Source organism: Scleromatobacter humisilvae (assembly GCF_023231945.1).
GTDB lineage: Bacteria > Pseudomonadota > Gammaproteobacteria > Burkholderiales > Burkholderiaceae_C > Scleromatobacter > Scleromatobacter humisilvae.
In genome coordinates this window covers 732,558-749,659 of sequence record NZ_JAJLJH010000002.1, presented here as the reverse complement: position 1 = coordinate 749,659, position 17,102 = coordinate 732,558, and the positions used below count along the sequence as shown (strand labels likewise).

Annotated in this window: 15 protein-coding genes; 9 read left to right on the top strand and 6 right to left on the bottom strand. The window is 67.8% G+C overall.

All coding sequences use genetic code 11. The features are described from left to right. Positions 1–24 precede the first annotated feature (24 nt). Complete coding sequence (gene ppsR, locus LPC04_RS12625) at positions 25–849, bottom strand: posphoenolpyruvate synthetase regulatory kinase/phosphorylase PpsR (RefSeq protein ID WP_275682577.1); 825 nt, start codon at positions 847–849, stop codon at positions 25–27. A 251-nt stretch (positions 850–1,100) separates the two neighbouring features. Here ppsR and ppsA point away from each other — a divergent pair, with 251 nt between their 5' ends. The 8 genes from ppsA to LPC04_RS12585 all read left to right on the top strand — a co-directional run bounded on the left by ppsA (position 1,101) and on the right by LPC04_RS12585 (position 7,891). Next, positions 1,101–3,500, top strand: coding sequence for a phosphoenolpyruvate synthase (ppsA, locus tag LPC04_RS12620; protein ID WP_275682576.1), 2,400 nt, complete (start codon positions 1,101–1,103; stop codon positions 3,498–3,500). Between the two features lie 298 nt (positions 3,501–3,798). Further along, the gene (gene rpsF, locus LPC04_RS12615) at positions 3,799–4,167 is read left to right on the top strand and encodes a 30S ribosomal protein S6 (RefSeq protein ID WP_275682575.1); all 369 of its coding nucleotides are present in this window, start codon (positions 3,799–3,801) and stop codon (positions 4,165–4,167) included. 32 nt (positions 4,168–4,199) lie between these two features. Next, positions 4,200–4,484 carry a primosomal replication protein N gene (gene priB, locus LPC04_RS12610; RefSeq protein WP_275682574.1) on the top strand — a complete coding sequence of 95 codons (285 nt, stop codon included), beginning with the start codon at positions 4,200–4,202 and terminating at the stop codon, positions 4,482–4,484. A gap of 52 nt (positions 4,485–4,536) precedes the next feature. Beyond that, entirely contained in the window at positions 4,537–4,821 is a 285-nt protein-coding gene (rpsR, locus tag LPC04_RS12605) for a 30S ribosomal protein S18 (RefSeq protein WP_275682573.1), read from the top strand. Between the two features lie 13 nt (positions 4,822–4,834). After that, positions 4,835–5,287, top strand: a complete 453-nt coding sequence (gene rplI / locus LPC04_RS12600) for a 50S ribosomal protein L9 (protein ID WP_275682572.1) — start codon at positions 4,835–4,837, stop codon at positions 5,285–5,287. Positions 5,288–5,451: 164 nt separating this feature from the next. Beyond that, entirely contained in the window at positions 5,452–6,867 is a 1,416-nt protein-coding gene (gene dnaB / locus LPC04_RS12595; RefSeq protein WP_275682571.1) for a replicative DNA helicase, read from the top strand. A gap of 190 nt (positions 6,868–7,057) precedes the next feature. Next, entirely contained in the window at positions 7,058–7,645 is a 588-nt protein-coding gene (locus LPC04_RS12590) for an H-NS histone family protein (protein ID WP_275682570.1), read from the top strand. A gap of 114 nt (positions 7,646–7,759) precedes the next feature. Further along, entirely contained in the window at positions 7,760–7,891 is a 132-nt protein-coding gene (locus tag LPC04_RS12585) for a hypothetical protein (RefSeq protein WP_275682569.1), read from the top strand. 2 nt (positions 7,892–7,893) lie between these two features. Here LPC04_RS12585 and treA read toward each other — a convergent pair whose 3' ends face one another. Further along, positions 7,894–9,528, bottom strand: a complete 1,635-nt coding sequence (gene treA / locus LPC04_RS12580; protein WP_275682568.1) for an alpha,alpha-trehalase TreA — start codon at positions 9,526–9,528, stop codon at positions 7,894–7,896. 41 nt (positions 9,529–9,569) lie between these two features. After that, a complete protein-coding gene (locus LPC04_RS12575) occupies positions 9,570–10,442 on the bottom strand; it encodes an MIP/aquaporin family protein (protein ID WP_275682567.1) in 873 nt (290 codons plus the stop codon). Positions 10,443–10,777: 335 nt separating this feature from the next. Here LPC04_RS12575 and LPC04_RS12570 point away from each other — a divergent pair, with 335 nt between their 5' ends. Further along, positions 10,778–11,881 (top strand): PA0069 family radical SAM protein, encoded by a 1,104-nt coding sequence (locus LPC04_RS12570; protein WP_275682668.1) that lies wholly within the window; start codon positions 10,778–10,780, stop codon positions 11,879–11,881. 52 nt (positions 11,882–11,933) lie between these two features. Here the strand turns inward: LPC04_RS12570 and LPC04_RS12565 are convergent, their stop codons facing one another. The 3 genes from LPC04_RS12565 to dnaK all read right to left on the bottom strand — a co-directional run bounded on the left by LPC04_RS12565 (position 11,934) and on the right by dnaK (position 17,066). Then, positions 11,934–13,676, bottom strand: a complete 1,743-nt coding sequence (locus tag LPC04_RS12565) for a response regulator (RefSeq protein ID WP_275682566.1) — start codon at positions 13,674–13,676, stop codon at positions 11,934–11,936. A 141-nt stretch (positions 13,677–13,817) separates the two neighbouring features. Further along, positions 13,818–14,957, bottom strand: a complete 1,140-nt coding sequence (gene dnaJ / locus LPC04_RS12560) for a molecular chaperone DnaJ (protein WP_275682565.1) — start codon at positions 14,955–14,957, stop codon at positions 13,818–13,820. A 156-nt stretch (positions 14,958–15,113) separates the two neighbouring features. Then, positions 15,114–17,066, bottom strand: a complete 1,953-nt coding sequence (dnaK, locus tag LPC04_RS12555; RefSeq protein ID WP_275682564.1) for a molecular chaperone DnaK — start codon at positions 17,064–17,066, stop codon at positions 15,114–15,116. Positions 17,067–17,102 lie beyond the last annotated feature (36 nt).

The window sequence follows — 17,102 nt, the reverse complement described above, 5'->3', positions numbered from 1 at the left end:
GTCGAGGCCGCGCACTCGGCAGGCTCAGTAGATCAGCTTGTCCGGCCGGATGTCGCGCAGGATGGTCGCGGCGATCTCCTCGATCGACTTGTGCGTCGACGACAGCCACGCGATGCCGTTGCGCTTCATCATCGACTCCGCCTCGCGCACCTCGTAGCGGCAGTTCTCGAGCGCCGCGTACTTGCTGTTGGGGCGGCGCTCGTTGCGGATCTGCGTCAGGCGCTCGGGGTCGATCGTCAGGCCGAAGCACTTGGCCTTGTACGGCGACAGCGTCGACGGGAACTGGCCGCGCTCGAAGTCCTCGGGGATCAGCGGGTAGTTGGCCGCCTTGATGCCGTGCTGCATGGCCAGGTAGAGCGTCGTCGGCGTCTTGCCGCAGCGGCTGACGCCCACCAGGATGACGTCGGCCGAGGCCAGGTTCTTGGCCGACTGGCCGTCGTCGTGCGCCAGCGAGAAGTTGATCGCCTCGATGCGCTCGTTGTATTCCTCGCTCTTGGCCGCATCCGAGAAGCGGCCGACGCGGTGGTTCGACTTCATGCCGAACTCGTGCTCCAGCGGCTCGACGAAGGTGCGGAACATGTCCATCACGACGCCGGCGCAGGCGGGGTCGACGATGATGTCGCGCACGTCCTCGGTGGCCATCGTGATGAAGACGATCGGCTTCTTGCCCTCGGCGTTGGCGGTGTGGTTGATCTCCTCGACCACGGCACGGGCCTTCTCGATGGTGTCGATGAAGGGCCGGCGCACCTTGCGCGGCTTGCCCGGGAACTGGGCGAGGATCGAGCTGCCGAAGGTTTCGGCGGTGATCCCGGTGCCGTCGGAGATGAAGAAAACGGTGCGATTGGGCATTTGGTGGGGTCGCCTTGCTGGCGTTAGGGCGTCTGTCCTACCCGATGATAGGCAGATCCTCCGTAGAATCCCGCCCAACTGAACCATAAATCTGCCTGACGTCCCGTTTCCATGGCCCTCCTCGACGAACAACACGAACAACACGCTGTCGAGGCGCGTGGCATGAATATGCGAGCAGAGCTCGCATTTTTCCCGCTGCGCGGGGAAACGACGCTTGGGCGCCCGGTTTTTCATCATCAAGGAGCTTTCCCATGTCCAACCCCGCACTGGCCACCAGACTGGTAGTCCCGTTCGAAGAGCTGAGGATGACCGACGTCGACGTCGTCGGCGGCAAGAACGCCAGCCTCGGCGAAATGATCAGCCAGCTGGCCGCCACGGGCGTGCGCGTCCCCGGCGGATTCGCCACGACCGCCCACGCGTTCCGCGAGTTCCTTGAGTTCGGCGGCCTGACCGAGCGCATCGCCGCGCGCCTGAAGTCGCTCGACACCGACGACGTGCGCGCGCTCGCCGAGGCCGGCACCGAGATCCGCCGCTGGATCGAGGACGCGCCGTTCCCGCCGGAACTCGAGAAGGGCGTCCGCGAGGAGTTCGCGCGCCTGTCCGCCAGCGACCCGAACGCCTCGTTCGCGGTGCGCTCGTCGGCCACCGCCGAAGACATGCCCGACGCGTCCTTCGCCGGCCAGCAGGAAACCTTCCTCAACGTCGTCGGCATCGACGGCGTGCTGCACAAGATGCGCGAGGTCTTCGCGTCGCTCTACAACGACCGCGCCATCAGCTACCGCGTCCACAAGGGCTACGCCGACACCGAAGTCGCCCTGTCCGCCGGCGTGCAGCGCATGGTGCGCTCGGACCTCGGCGCGGCGGGCGTCATGTTCACGCTCGACACCGAGAGCGGCTTTCCCGACGTCGTCTTCATCACCTCCAGCTACGGCCTGGGCGAGACGGTGGTGCAGGGCGCGGTCAATCCCGACGAGTTCTACGTGCACAAGCCGGCGCTGGCTGCCGGCAAGGTCGCCGTCATCCGCCGCAGCCTCGGCTCGAAGCTGATCCGCATGGAGTTCGCGACGCCCGAGGAAAAGGCGAAGGACGGCAAGCTGGTGCGCACCGTCGACACGCCGCCCGAGCAGCGCAACCGCTATTCGTTGAACGACGCCGACGTGACCGAGCTCGCCAGGTACGCGGTGATCATCGAGAAGCACTACGGCCGCGCGATGGACATCGAGTGGGGCAAGGACGGCGGCGACGGCCTGCTCTACATCCTCCAGGCGCGTCCGGAGACGGTCAAGAGCAACGCCGGCAACCAGGCCGAGCACCGCTACAAGCTCAAGGGCTCGGGCACCGTGCTGGTCGAGGGCCGCGCGATCGGCCAGAAGATCGGCACCGGCCCCGTGCGCGTTTGCCGCAACATCTCCGAGATGGACCAGGTCCAGCCGGGCGACGTGCTCGTCGCCGACATGACCGACCCGAACTGGGAGCCGGTGATGAAGCGCGCCGGCGCCATCGTCACCAACCGCGGCGGGCGCACGTGCCACGCGGCCATCATCGCGCGCGAGCTGGGCATCCCGGCCGTGGTCGGCTGCGGCGACGCCACGGACCTGCTCGCCGACGGCGCGCTCGTGACGGTGGTCTGCTCGGAAGGCGACACCGGCTTCGTCTACGACGGCCTGCTCGAGACGGAAGTCAGCGAAGTGGTGCGCGGCGAGATGCCGTACAGCGCGATCAAGATCATGATGAACGTCGGCAACCCGCAGCTGGCGTTCAACTTCTCGCAGCTGCCCAACTCCGGCGTCGGCCTGGCCCGCCTCGAGTTCATCATCAACAACAACATCGGCGTCCACCCGAAGGCGATCCTCGACTATCCCAACATCGACGTCGACCTGAAGAAGGCCGTGGAATCGGTGGCCCGCGGCCACGCGTCGCCGCGCGCGTTCTACGTCGACAAGCTCGCCGAGGGCGTCGCCACGATCGCCGCCGCGTTCTGGCCCAAGCCGGTCATCGTGCGCCTGTCGGACTTCAAGTCCAACGAGTACAAGAAGCTGATCGGCGGCTCGCGCTACGAGCCGGACGAAGAGAACCCGATGCTGGGCTTCCGCGGCGCGTCGCGCTACATCAGCGGCGAGTTCCAGGACGCCTTCGCGATGGAGTGCGAAGCCCTCAAGCGCGTGCGCCACGACATGGGCCTGACGAACGTCGAGATCATGGTGCCGTTCGTGCGCACCGTGCGCCAGGCCGAGCGCGTGGTGGGCATGCTTGCCGAGCGCGGACTGAAGCGCGGCGTCGACGGCCTGCGCGTCATCATGATGTGCGAGGTGCCCAGCAACGCCATCCTGGCCGACCAGTTCCTGGAGCACTTCGACGGCATGTCGATCGGCTCCAACGACCTGACGCAGCTCACGCTCGGCCTGGACCGCGACTCCGGCCTGGCCCAGCTGGCCGAGGACTTCGACGAGCGCGACCCGGCCGTCAAGGCGATGATCTCGCGCGCGATCAACGCCTGCCGCTCGGTGGGCAAGTACGTCGGCATCTGCGGCCAGGGCCCCAGCGACCACCCGGACTTCGCGGCCTGGCTGGCCGACGAGGGCATCGTGTCGATCTCGCTGAATCCGGATTCGGTGGTCGATACCTGGAACGCCTTGGCGGCCCGCAAGTAGCTCGACCCGAAGCGCAGCAGCCCGGCCAGCCGGGCTGCTTTCGTTTGGCTCCGGCGCTGCCGCTCGGGCGCCCACTGGAAGTTCGAGGGAGCGGCGGATCGGGCTCTGCCGGGCCGCTCGCGGCCGGCCCCTCGGGGGCAGGGAGCGCTGGCGCCCGTGGGGCCAACATCTTGTGCTATGATCGCAGGCTTTCCTTGCCGCACCCGTGGGTGTTTTGTGTCCCAGGACGCGAAATGCCGTAGTTGACGCTTTCGGGGCGGCTTCCTTCCAGCTCGCTGGAAATCCACAAGGAGTGTTCATGCGTCACTATGAAATCGTTCTGCTGATCCATCCGGATCAAAGCGAACAGGTTCCGGCCATGCTGGAACGCTACAAGGCCCTCGTCACCAATTCCGGTGGCAAGGTGGTCCGACTGGAAGACTGGGGCCGCCGCCAGCTGGCCTACACGATCCAGAAGCTTGCCAAGGCTCACTACATCTGCCTCAACATCGAGTGCGGCAAGGAAGCCCTGGCCGAGCTGGAAACCGGCTTCCGCTTCAACGATGCCGTCCTGCGCCACCTCACGGTGCTGCGCGACAAGGCCGACACTAACCCGTCCGTCATGATGAAGGCCGTGGAGAAGGAAGAAGCCCGCAAGTCGGCATCGTCGCAGGAGGCGACGGCCTGAAGGCAACCGCCGCGAACTGCTGAGCAGCAGCGATGAATCGACTGATTCTCTCTGCCGAGCTGGTGGAACGCGGTGCGACACGGTACACCCCGGCCGGACTTCCCGCGCTCGACCTGAGCCTGAAGCACGAATCCGAGGTGATCGAGGACAAGCAGCCGCGCAAGGTCGTCATGACGATCCGTGCGGTGGCGATCGGTGGAATCACGCGACAGATCGCGACCCTGGCCCTCGGGCAGGTCGCCAGCTACGCCGGCTTCATCGCTCCCTCTCGCAACGCGAAAGGGCTTGTCTTCCACGTGACCGAGGTCGACGCCTGACGGATACGTCCCCCACGCCATTCAATCGGAACCATTTTCAGAGGTCATCACCATGCCCCCGCCGAAGTCTCGTTTTTCCAAGGACAAGCGTCCGAAGCGCAACCAGCAATCGCTGCTGTTCCGCCGCAAGCGCTTCTGCCGTTTCACGGTCGCCAAGGTCGATCACATCGATTACAAGGATGTCGACACCCTGCGCGACTTCATCGGTGAGAACGGCAAGATCACGCCGGCCCGCCTGACCGGCACCCGCGCGTTCTACCAGCGCCAGCTGACGGTCGCCATCAAGCGCGCCCGCTTCCTGGCCCTGCTGCCGTACAGCGATCAACACCGCGTCTGAGGAGACACCCACCATGCAAATCATCCTGCTGGAAAAGGTCGCCAACCTCGGTAACCTGGGCGACGTCGTCAAGGTCAAGGACGGCTTCGCACGCAACTTCCTGATCCCGAGCCGCATGGCGCGCCGCGCCACCGCGACCGCGATCAAGGAATTCGAAGACAAGCGCGCCGAGCTCGAGAAGGCCGCCGCGGAGAAGCTGGCCACCGCGCAAGCGTTCGGCGAGAAGCTGGCCGGCAAGACCGTCCGCATCTCGCAGAAGGCCGGCGTCGACGGTCGCCTGTTCGGTTCGGTCACCAACGCCGACATCGCCGAAGCGCTGACCAAGAACGGCTTCGAAGTGGCCAAGTCGCAGATCCGTCTGCCGAACGGCCCGCTCAAGACGGTCGGCGAGCACGCCGTGTCCGTTGCCGCCCACACGGACGTCGTCGTCGACGTCACCGTGCAGGTGGTTGCCGAGCAAGACTGAAGTTTCGCGCGGGCTTGTCGCCCGCCTGCAGCTCGAAAGGGTCGACTCGCGTCGGCCCTTTTTCATTGGCGCGCCAATATTTCGACTTGTTCTCACAAGCTCCCCAGGCTGTCCACAAGCTTGTCCACAGACGATTTCCTGCGCGCCCTTAAGATCGACGACACATGACCACCGTCTTTGACTCCGCACTGCCCAGCCGCGGCGAATCCCGCGACGACGAGGTCGCCAAGCTGCGCGTGCCCCCGCAATCCATCGAGGCCGAACAGAGCGTGCTGGGCGGCCTGCTGCTCGACAACGGCGCCTGGGATCGCGCGGCCGACATCGTCACCGAGGCCGACTTCTATCGCTTCGAGCACAAGGTGATATTCGGCGCGATCGGGGCGCTCATCGGCGCGAGCAAGCCCGCCGACGTCATCACCGTCTACGAGCAGCTGCAGATGGCCGGCAAGGCCGCGGACTCCGGCGGCCTGCAATACCTCAACGCGCTCGCGCAGAGCGTGCCGAGCGCGGCCAACATGCGCCGCTACGCGGAGATCGTGCGCGAGCGCGCGATCCTGCGCAAGCTGATCGCCGCCTCGGACGAGATCGCCACCAACGCGTTCAACCCGCAGGGCCGCGCGGTCACGCAGATCCTCGACGAGGCCGAGGGCAAGATCTTCAAGATCGGCGAGGAAGGCAACCGCAACAAGCAGGGCTTCCACAGCATGGACGTGCTCGCGGTGCAGCTGATCGACCGCGTGACCGAACTGGCCGAGAACGGCGCCGAGGACGTCACCGGCGTGCGCACCGGCTTCTACGACCTCGACAAGAACACCGCCGGCCTGCAGCCGGGCGACCTGATCATCCTGGCGGCGCGGCCGTCGATGGGCAAGACGGCCTTCGCGCTGAACATCGCCGAGAACGTGTCCGTCAACGAAGGCCTGCCGGTGGTCGTTTTCTCGATGGAAATGGGCGCGTCCCAGCTCGCGCTGCGGATGGTCGGCTCGCAAGGCCGCATCGACCAGCAGCACCTGCGCACGGGCCGCCTCGAGAACGACGAGTGGGGCCGCCTCACCGAAGCGGTGGAGCGCCTGTCGAAGTCCTCGGTCTTCATCGACGAAACGCCGGGCCTGACCGGCCCGGAACTGCGTGCCCGCGCGCGCCGCCAGGCCCGCCAGTGCGGCCGCCTCGGCCTGATCGTGATCGACTACCTGCAGCTGATGACAGGCGCGGGCAACGGCGAGAACCGCGCCACCGAGATCAGCGAGATCTCGCGCGGACTGAAGGCGCTGGCCAAGGAGCTGAACTGCCCGGTGATCGCGCTGTCGCAGCTGAACCGCAGCGTGGAATCGCGTCCGGACAAGCGCCCGATGATGTCCGACCTGCGCGAATCCGGCGCCATCGAGCAGGACGCGGACATCATCATGTTCATCTACCGCGACGAGTACTACAACAAGGAATCGAAGGAGCCGGGCGTCGCCGAGATCATCATCGCCAAGCAGCGGAACGGCCCGGTCGGGACGACAAAGCTCGCCTTCCTGCGGCAGTGGACGAAGTTCGAGAACCTGGCGCCGGACTACCAGGGGCCCGGCGAGTACTGAGCGATGTCGCCGGCGCGCGGCGGTCGTCGGCGGTCATGTGTTCTCAGGGTGGTTCTGGCAGCGAGCCTGGCGAGGATCTCGTGCGTCGCGCCGACTGCACGCGCATGCACTCGCGCCTTGAATCGGCCCGGCGAAGCCTCCGCTCGCGCCACGGACTAGACTAGCGCTTCTGCAACTCACGTCCAAGCCCATGTCAAAGCTCACTGCCATCAGGAAGCAAATCGCCGCACTCGAGGCCGAGGCCGAACGCATCACCAGGCAGGAGATGGCCGGGGCGATTGCCAAGGTCAAGGAGATCATGTCGACGTTCGGCCTGACGATCGAACAGCTTCAGTCCGTCGTCACGGGCAAGGGACGACCTGCCGCGAGGAAGGCGACGCCGAAGCGCGCAGGCGGTGGCGTCGCGAAGTATGCAGATCCGAAGACGGGCAAGACCTGGTCGGGTTTCGGGCGCGCACCGGCATGGATCGCGGGCGCCAGGAGTCGCGATGCGTTCCTGGTCGACAAGGGCGCAGCCAAGGCGCCCGAGGCAGCCGTCAAGGCGAAGGCCGCGAGCAAGAAGGCCGCTGGCAAGAAGGCCTCGGCCAGGAAGGTGGCGAAGCCTGCGGCGAAAAAGGCAGTGGCCGTGGCCAAGAAGGCCGCCCCTGCGGGTGCGGTCAAGAAGAAGCCGTCGGCCAAGAAGGCGTCCGCCAAGGGTGCGGCGAGGAAGAAGACGTCGCCCGCCGGTGCCGCGGGCGCCTCGGCGGCTGCAGGCGGGGCTGCGCCTGCTGCGACCTGATCCTGCAGGCGGCCGGTCCATCCCCATCGGGCGCCAGCGTGATCGAGTTCACGGATCGGCGCGGATGACCATCGCTGTCACGCGGCCGTCGTCGACGCACCCGACACTGGGGCCATGACGACATTCATCCAGCAGACCCTGCACAGCGTGCGCAACGACCGCGACGTCCAGGACGCCCTGTTCTGCACGGCCTGCTGGCTGGGCTTCGCCAGCGTCGTGGTCGCCTCGGTGGCATTGCCGGCCTGACTTCAGCGCGCGCAGCGCGCGGGCGTCCTGCGCGGCGCCGGCGCGGCACGATCCTGGTCGCGCAGATCGAGCAGGCTCACGACGACACCGTTCGTCCACCCGAAGCCGTCCTGCAGCGGATATTCGCCGCCGCCGCCCGAGCCGCCGCTGCCGTCGACGACGTATTTCTCGACCAGCTTGTGCTCGCTGCCGTAGACCCGCTCGACGCTCGCGAGGAAGCGCGCATCGAGCGCCTGGGCGAGATCCGGCCGGCCGTAGCGGCGCGCCGACTGGTCGGCGATCCATTGCAGCGGCGCCCAGCCATTCGGGGCGTCCCACTGCTGGCCGGTGTGCGCGGTCGTCGCCGCGAGGCCGCCCTGGCCCAGCAGCGCGCATTCGGCGGTGCGCAGCGTGCGTGCGGCGCGGTCGCGCGGCGCGGCGCCGACGAACAGCGGATAGAGCATCGCGGCCGACGGCTCGTCGCGCAGCTTGCCGAGCCGCCAGTCGTAGTCCGCGTAGTAGCCGTGCGGGTGCCACAGGTGATGCTCGATGGCCGCGACTCGGTGCTTCGCGAAGCCGTCGAACTGCGCCGCGCAGGCCTGGTCGGCCGCGAGCGTGCAGCCCTTGGCGATCGCGCGTTCGAGTTCCAGCAGCAACGCGTTCAGGTCGACGGGCACGATGGCGGTCGTGCGGATCGTCGCCAGCGAGCGGCCGTCGCCGAACCAGCGCGAGCTGAAGTCCCAGCCGCTCTCGGCGGCGGCGCGCAGGTCGCGCCAGACCTCGGCCGGCGGCCGATCCGGGGACTGCTTCGCGGTCGCGACGTCCTGCAGGTACGACTCGGGACGCGGCGTGTCCTCGTCGTCCCAGTAGCGATTGAGCAGCGCGCCGTCTGCCAGCCTGACGACGCGGGCCGCGGCCTGGCCGGGCTTCAGGGCCTCGGCGCCGCGCATCCAGTACGCGTGTTCCCGCCGCATCTCGGGCAGCCAGCGTTCGACCACCGCGTCGCCTTCCCGCGCGGCCGCGAGTTCCACCATCAGCGCGAAGAACGGCGGTTGCGAGCGGCTCAGGTAGTAGCTGCGGTTGCCGTTGGGAATGTGGCCGAAGCGGTCGATCTCGGAGGCGAAGTTCTCGATCATGTCGTCGACGAGATCCTCGCGGCCGGCCTCCTGCAGGCCCAGCATCGTGAACCAGCTGTCCCAGTAGTAGCCCTCGCGGAAGCGGCCGCCGGGCACGACGTAGGGCCGGGGCAGCGGCAGCAGCGAGCCGCCGGGCGGCGCGTGGGCCGTGTCGCGGGTCAGGGCGGGCCACAGCCAGGCGATGTGCTCGCGCAGGCCCTGGCCGGAGGGTGGGTCGACCGGCGTGTCGGCAGGCGGCTCGAAATGGGCGTCGACGAAGGCCTTCAACGAGAAGCCCGGTGCGCCGCGCTGTGCCCGGTAGCTCGCGAGGATCGTGGCGGGGTCGTCCCTGGGCGTGGCGTCGACGAAGGTCTTCTGGTCGGCATAGACCTGCGCCGTCTGCACGTCGACGAACAGTTCGGCGTAGAGCTTGTCGGGCGGCGCGGGCCACGGCGTGGCCACTGCGCGCTGCGCCGCGGCGGGCAGGGCCGACACCAGCAGGGCGGCCAGGGCAAGCGCGGCGGACAACGGGCGGGGTGGCATGAGGGAGTCTCCGGCGTCGGGCGCGTACGCGCCGCGCGTCGTCAGGCGCGCCGTTGCGTGCGCCGCTTGATCGCCTCCATCGCCAGCGCCCGCGTCTGGTACGGATGCTGGCAGCGGAAGATGCAGCGGCCGTGCGTGTTGTGCGCGAGCTTGGCGCACAGCACCTGCGTGCGTCCGGTGAACAGCCGGTAGGCCTCGACCGCGAGCTGCATGCCCAGCAGCGGCGGCAGCAGGTTGAGCCAGTTGGCGCTGGCCGGATCGCCCCAGGCATCGACGGCCAGCAGGCGCGCCAGGTTCATCCCGAAGCCCGCCAGCGGCCCCGCGCAGGCGACGATCAGCATGACCAGCAAGCCGTAGATCAGGCCCGTCGCCCGGAACCAGCGCTCGTGGTTGCTGGTGAACAGGATCAGCAGCATGGCCAGGCCGGACAGCACGAACTGCGCCAGGAAGGCGGCCCAGGGGTTGCTGGGGCCGATCGAGACCGACAGCATCGACGGCGGTGCCGCGGCCGGCAGCCAGGCGCCATGGCGCAGCAGCCAGACGGCCGCGAAGCCGCCGGCGACCTGCGCGAGCGGGTAGAACAGGGCGTCCCAGCGGCCGATCTTGCCGAGGCGCACGTAGGCGAGGGTGATGGCCGGGTTGAGGTGCGTGCCGGAGCGGCGGCCCCACGGCGAATAGATCATCGCGACGAGCGCCAGTCCCGTCGCGACCCCGACGGCCAGGCGCCGGACGGCGAACTCGGACGCCGGCGCGTCCGGCCCCAGCAGCCAAGCCGAGACGACGCCGGCGCAGAGCAGGAACGCGGCGAGGAAGCCGGCCTCGATGAGGTATTCCGGCCAGTGCCGCCGCAGCGTCTCGCCCAGCGACAGGTCGGCCTCGGTCGTCAGCGCGGCGCCGGGCTCCGGGCGTGGCATCGCCCGGCGGTCCCGGAAGAGACGGCCGTTGGATGACGTGGGGGGTGTCGAGGTGGTCAAGCGGGCGTGACGAGCAATCGATGTTCCGGCCTCCAGCATGCACCAATCGACGCGAATCGTTGCCTCGAAAAACGATGGATCGTTAGGGATGCGCGACGCCGGAGGGCCGATGATCTGTTTCCGTTGCGCAGGTTGGCGATACTGTATATATTCACAGTATGCCTGAGCGCCGCACGATCCCGATCGCACCGCTCCCGCTGGCGCCCGCCGGCGGCGGCTTTCGCGTGGTCGACCCGGCCGACGCCAGTGCCGGTCCGGCCACGGGCCCGGCGGCGATGTTGAAGGGGCGCGGCACCGCCTGGGCCATCGCGCACCGGTTCGAGAAGGATGCCCGCGAGGCGGTCGACGACGGGTGGGGTGCGCTGGACCAGATCGCCGACGAACAGCGCTTGGCGCCCGACACGACCGTCATCGAGGAACACTGCCGGCGCATCCTCAGCACCAACGATTCGCCCGACATCAGCTTCGATGTCGCGATCAATCCGTACCGCGGTTGCGAGCACGGCTGCATCTACTGCTTCGCGCGGCCGACGCACAGCTACCTCAACATGTCGCCCGGCCTCGACTTCGAGACACGCATCATCGCCAAGGTGAATGCCGCGGAGCGCCTGCGCGAGCAGCTCGCGAAACCGGGCTACGAGGCGTCGTGCATCAACATCGGCTCGGCCACCGATGGCTACCAGCCGATCGAGCGCAAGCTGGGCATCACGCGCGCCATCATCGAGGTGCTCGCCGAGACGCGGCACGGCTTCGCGATCGTCACCAAGTCCTCGGGCGTCGAGCGCGACCTGGACCTGGTGGGCGAGATGGGGCGCGCGGGGCTGGCGGCGGTCTACATGTCGCTGACCACGCTGGACAGCCACCTGTCGCGCGTGATGGAGCCGCGCGCGGCGGCGCCGCACCGGCGCCTTCGCACCATCGAGACGCTCGCGCGCGCGGGCGTGCACGTGGGCGTCAGCGCGTCGCCGATGATCCCGTTCATCAACGAGCCGGAGCTGGAACACATCCTGGCGGCCGCGCGCGACGCCGGGGCCAGCAGCGCGTTCAGCACCGTCGTGCGGCTGCCGTGGGAGGTCAACCCGCTGTTCCAGCAATGGCTGGAAGCGCACTTCCCCGATCGCGCGGCACGCGTGATGGCGCGCGTGCGCGACATGCGCGGCGGCAAGGACTACGACGCCACCTTCGGCACGCGCATGCGCGGCACGGGCCTGTGGGCGCAGATGCTGCGCGACCGCTTCAACCTGGCGGTGACGCGCCTGGGCTTCAACCGCGAACGCATCGCGATGGACATGACGCAGTTCGTGCGACCCGCGCCGCCGGCGCGCATCCGGCCGGCCGACGTGGCCGAGGCGGACCACCGACAGGGGAGTCTCTTTTGAACCGACATGAAGAATCGCGGCGCGCCGAGGTCGCGCGACGGCCGTGGCCGTTCTACGCGGGGCTGCCCGCGGCGGCGGCGTCGTCGCCGGCCTCGCCCGCGGCGTCCTTGTCGCGCGCGCGCAGCACCAGTCCACCCGATTGCCGTCCGTTGTCGCCGACGAGCGGCGCGACCGGCGGGCCGCCGCAATAGCGCTGCTTCAGCTCGTCGGCCATGCCCATCAGGTCGTTCGCATCGGCGATCTTGTCGGCATGACGCTGCAGCACCATGCGCGCCATGTCGATCAGCTTGGCGTTCATCGTGCGGGCGCCGGCCGTCAGCAGCGACTTCGCGGCCGCGCGCGGCTCGCCCGCCAGGCTGTGCGAGATCGCCTGTTCCGCCAGTTGCGTGATGGCATTGTGCTGCTCGCGGATGCGCGTGGCGTAGGGCTCGTGCACCTGGCCCGCGCGCGCCAGCAGCTCCGACAGGCTGCGCGTGGTGCAGAAGCGCAGGGCGAGCGTGTCGATCCAGCCCTCGGCGGCGTCCAGCTGCAGCTCGGCGGCCGTCAGGTAGGCCAGCATGGCCACCATGTTGGAGGCGGCCTCGAAGTCGAAGTTGCCTTCCTTGATGTCCTTGGCCATTGCACGGATCTCGGCCACCACCTGCGCGACCTGGCGCTGCAGCATCAGGTTGAAGATGGTGATGACGCTGGCGAAACGCTGCAGGCGCAGGCTCTTGGGCGCCTTTTCCAGCGCGTGGTTCATGTTGTCCAGGCAGCGCTGCAGGCCCTTGGAATCGCGGTCGGTGAAGCGCGTCACTGCCAGCAGCACGATGGTCTGGTAGTCGAACATCTTCGAGCTGATGCCCATCAGCGTCGCGCGTTCCAGCGCCTGCTTGGCCTCGGCGTTCTCGCCGAGGTAGAAGGCCAGCATGCCCTGGCGCTGCAGGCGCGTGATCGAGCCGGGCGTCAGCTGCGTGGCGGTGCGATACGTGGCGAGCGCCTCGGCGAACTGGCCCTGGTCGACCTGGACGCGGCCCATCACGTCGTAGGCGTCGGCGAAGCCGGGCTGGTCGGTGATCAGGCTCTCCAGCGTGCGCTTGCCCGCCGGCGCGGAGCCGCCCTCGATCTGCGCGCGCGCGACGCCCAGCCGCGCCCACGGCAGCGCCTGCGTGGCGATCACGGCCTCGTACATGGCGCGGGCCTCGTCGTGCTTGCCCACGCGCAGCAGCAGTTCGGCGCCGATGCGCGCGGCGTAGAGCCAGTAGGCGGCCTTGACCTCGAAGCGGCGCACGCACAGCTGCGCCGCGAGGTCGAACTGGCCGTCGTCGATGGCGATGAAGATGTCCTTGAGGATCTTCTTGCGATGGCGCGCCTGCTGGATGCGTTCCGACAGCGCATGCGCCGTGTGCGGCTTGAGCAGGTAGCTGTCGAGCGCCGACTCCGCAGCCTCGGCGACCGCCGCGTAGCTGGCTTCGGACGTCACCATGACGAACACGGTCGAGAACGGCAGCAGCTGCGCCCGGCGCAGGTCGTTGAGCAGATCCTGGCCGGAGTAGTTGCCGCCGTGGAAGTCCTGCTCGCACAGCACGATGTCGAACTCGCGCGCCTCGAGCTGGCGCCGCGCGTCCTGCACGCGGCCGCACTGCACGATCGTTCCGACGCCGAGGTCGCGAAGTTGCGCGGCCTGGATGCTGCGCGCCGTCGGGTTGGCGTCGATGACCAGCGCGCGGCAGTTGACGATGTCCGGGTCGTAGGCCGGCTGCCCGCCGAAGGCGGCTGGCAGGCGCGGTTTCATCTCCGACTGGACACTCTTCATGACGCGAATCACCCATTGCGGGGCGCCGGATGGACGCCCGTCAAATGGGTATCGGCCCGCCTGGTCGGAAACTTGAAGCCTGGCTTGAGAGGGGAATCCCGGACAAGCAAAAGGCCGCACGAGGCGGCCTTCAGGGGGCGATTACTTGAACAGATCCTTGACCCGATCCGTCCACGTCTTCGAGTTGGGCGAGTGCTTGTCGCCGCCCTTGCGCAGCGATTCGTCCAGCTCCTTGAGCAGCTTGCGCTGGTGCTCGGTGAGCTTGATCGGCGTCTCGAGCGTGATGTGGCAATACAGGTCGCCCGGGTAGCTGGAGCGGATGCCCTTGATGCCCTTGCCGCGCAGGCGGAAGGTCTTGCCGTGCTGCGTGCCTTCCGGCAGCTCGATCTCGACCTTGCCGCTGAGCGTGGGCACCTCGATCGTGCCGCCGAGCGCGGCCTGGGTCATCGGCACCGGCACCGTGCAGTGCAGGTCGTCGCCGTCGCGCTCGAAGATGTCGTGCTGCTTGATGCGGATCTCGATGTAGAGATCGCCCGGCGGCCCGCCGTTGGGGCCCGGCTCGCCGTTGCCCGACGAGCGGATGCGCATGCCTTCGTTGATGCCCGCCGGGATCTTGACTTCCAGCGTCTTCGTCTTCTTGATGCGGCCCTGGCCCGAGCAGGTGGGGCAGGGCTCGGGGATGATCTTGCCGGTGCCGTGGCAGTTCGGGCAGGTCTGCTGGATCGAGAAGAAGCCCTGGCGCATGTGCACCGTGCCGGCGCCCGAGCAGGTGGGGCAGGTCTTGGGCGAGGTGCCCGGCTTCGCGCCCGAGCCCTTGCAGGTCTCGCAGTTCTCCCAGCTCGGCACGCGGATCTGCGTGTCCTTGCCGGTGGCCGCCTCCTCGAGCGTGATCTCCATCGCGTAGCTGAGGTCGTTGCCGCGGTAGACCTGCTTGCCGCCCGCGCCGCGGCGTTGTCCGCCCTGGCCGCCGAAGATGTCGCCAAAGATGTCGCCGAACGCCTCCGCGAAGCCGCCGAAGCCTTCCGCACCCGCGCCATGGCCCATGTTCGGGTCGACGCCGGCGTGGCCGTACTGGTCGTAGGCCGCCTTCTTCTGCGGATCCGAGAGCATCTCGTAGGCCTCCTTGGCCTCCTTGAACTTCTCCTCGGACGCCTTTGCGCCGTCACCCTGGTTGCGGTCCGGGTGGTGCTTCATCGCGAGCTTGCGATAGGCCTTCTTGATGTCGTCGTCGGACGCACCCTTCTTCAGGCCGAGGACTTCGTAGTAATCGCGTTTGCTCATGGGGCAATTATCTTTTCAGGGCGCGGATAAACCGGGCAGGGCGTGCGCCGGAAGCGTGGAGGAACGCATCCGGATCGCGCTTATCTAGCGAGAAAGGCCGGCGGCCTGGCCGTGTCGAACACGGACAAGTCACCGGCCAGTTGGCGAAGCGGAGCTTCAGCCCTTCTTGACTTCCTTGAAGTCGGCGTCGACCACGTTGTCGTCGGCCGCGTGGGCCGCCTGCGGTTCGGCCTGGGCGTGCTCGCCCGCGCCGGCCGCCGCACCCGCTGCCGCCTGTTGCGCGGCCTGCTGGTCGGCGTAGACCTTCTCGCCCAGCTTCTGGCTGGCGGTCATCAGCGCCTCGGTCTTGGCCTCGATCGCGGCCTTGTCGTCGCCCTTGATCGCTTCCTCGACATCCTTCAGCGCGGACTCGATGGCTTCCTTCTCGGACGCTTCCAGCTTCTCGCCGTGCTCGGACAGGCTCTTGCGCACCGAGTGCACCATCGCGTCGCCCTGGTTGCGCGCCGACACGAGCTCGACCTTCTTCGAATCCTCGGCGGCGTTGACCTCGGCGTCGCGCACCATCTTCTGGATTTCGTCCTCGGTCAGGCCCGAGTTCGCCTTGATGGTGATCTTGTTTTCCTTGCCGGTGGCCTTGTCCTTGGCGCCGACGTGCAGGATGCCGTTGGCGTCGATGTCGAAGGTCACCTCGATCTGCGGCGTGCCGCGCGCGGCCGGCGGGATGCCCTCGAGGTTGAACTCGCCCAGGCTCTTGTTGCCCGTGGCCAGCTCGCGCTCGCCCTGGTAGACCTTGATCGTGACGGCCGGCTGATTGTCGTCGGCGGTCGAGAACACCTGGCTGAACTTGGTCGGGATCGTGGTGTTCTTCTTGATCATCTTGGTCATCACGCCGCCGAGGGTCTCGATGCCGAGCGACAGCGGGGTGACGTCCAGCAGCAGCACGTCCTTGCGGTCGCCCGAGAGCACCTGGCCCTGGATGGCGGCGCCGACGGCCACGGCCTCGTCAGGATTGACGTCCTTGCGCGGCTCCTTGCCGAACACTTCCTTGACCTTGTCCTGCACCTTGGGCATGCGGGTCATGCCGCCCACGAGGATGACGTCGTTGATGTCGGAGATCTTGACGCCGGCGTCCTTGATGGCCGTCTGGCAGGGCGCGATCGTGCGTTCGATCAGCTCCTCGACCAGCGACTCGAGCTTGGCGCGCGTCAGCTTGACGTTCAGGTGCTTCGGGCCCGACGCGTCGGCCGTGATGTAGGGCAGGTTGACGTCGGTCTGGGTCTGGCTGGACAGCTCGATCTTGGCCTTTTCCGCGGCTTCCTTCAGGCGTTGCAGCGCGAGGACGTCCTTGGTCAGGTCGACGCCCTGGTCCTTCTTGAACTCGGCGACGATGTAATCGATGATGCGCTGGTCGAAGTCCTCGCCGCCCAGGAACGTGTCGCCGTTGGTGGACAGCACTTCGAACTGCATCTCGCCGTCGACGTCGGCGATCTCGATGATCGAGATGTCGAACGTGCCGCCGCCCAGGTCATAGACGGCGATCTTGCGGTCGCCCTTGCCGTGCTTGTCGAGGCCGAACGCGAGCGCCGCGGCCGTCGGTTCGTTGATGATGCGCTTGACGTCCAGGCCCGCGATGCGGCCGGCGTCCTTGGTGGCCTGGCGCTGGCTGTCGTTGAAGTAGGCCGGCACCGTGATGACGGCCTCGGTCACTTCCTCGCCGAGATAGTCCTCGGCGGTCTTCTTCATCTTGCGCAGGACCTCGGCGCTGACCTGCTGCGGCGCGAGCTTCTTGCCGCGCACGCCCACCCAGGCGTCGCCGTTGTCGGCGGCCAGGATCTGGTAGGGCATCAGGTTGATGTCCTTCTGCACTTCCTTCTCGGTGAACTTGCGACCGATCAGGCGCTTGACCGCGTACAGGGTGTTCTTCGGATTGGTGACGGCCTGGCGCTTGGCGGACGCGCCGACCAGCACCTCGCCGTCTTCCTGGTAGGCGATGATCGACGGCGTGGTGCGCGCACCTTCCGAGTTCTCGATCACCTTGGTGGTGTTGCCTTCCATGATGGACACGCACGAGTTCGTGGTGCCCAGGTCAATACCGATGATTCGTCCCATTTGGTTTCTCCTGCGAAGCTTGTTGAAGCTGAATTT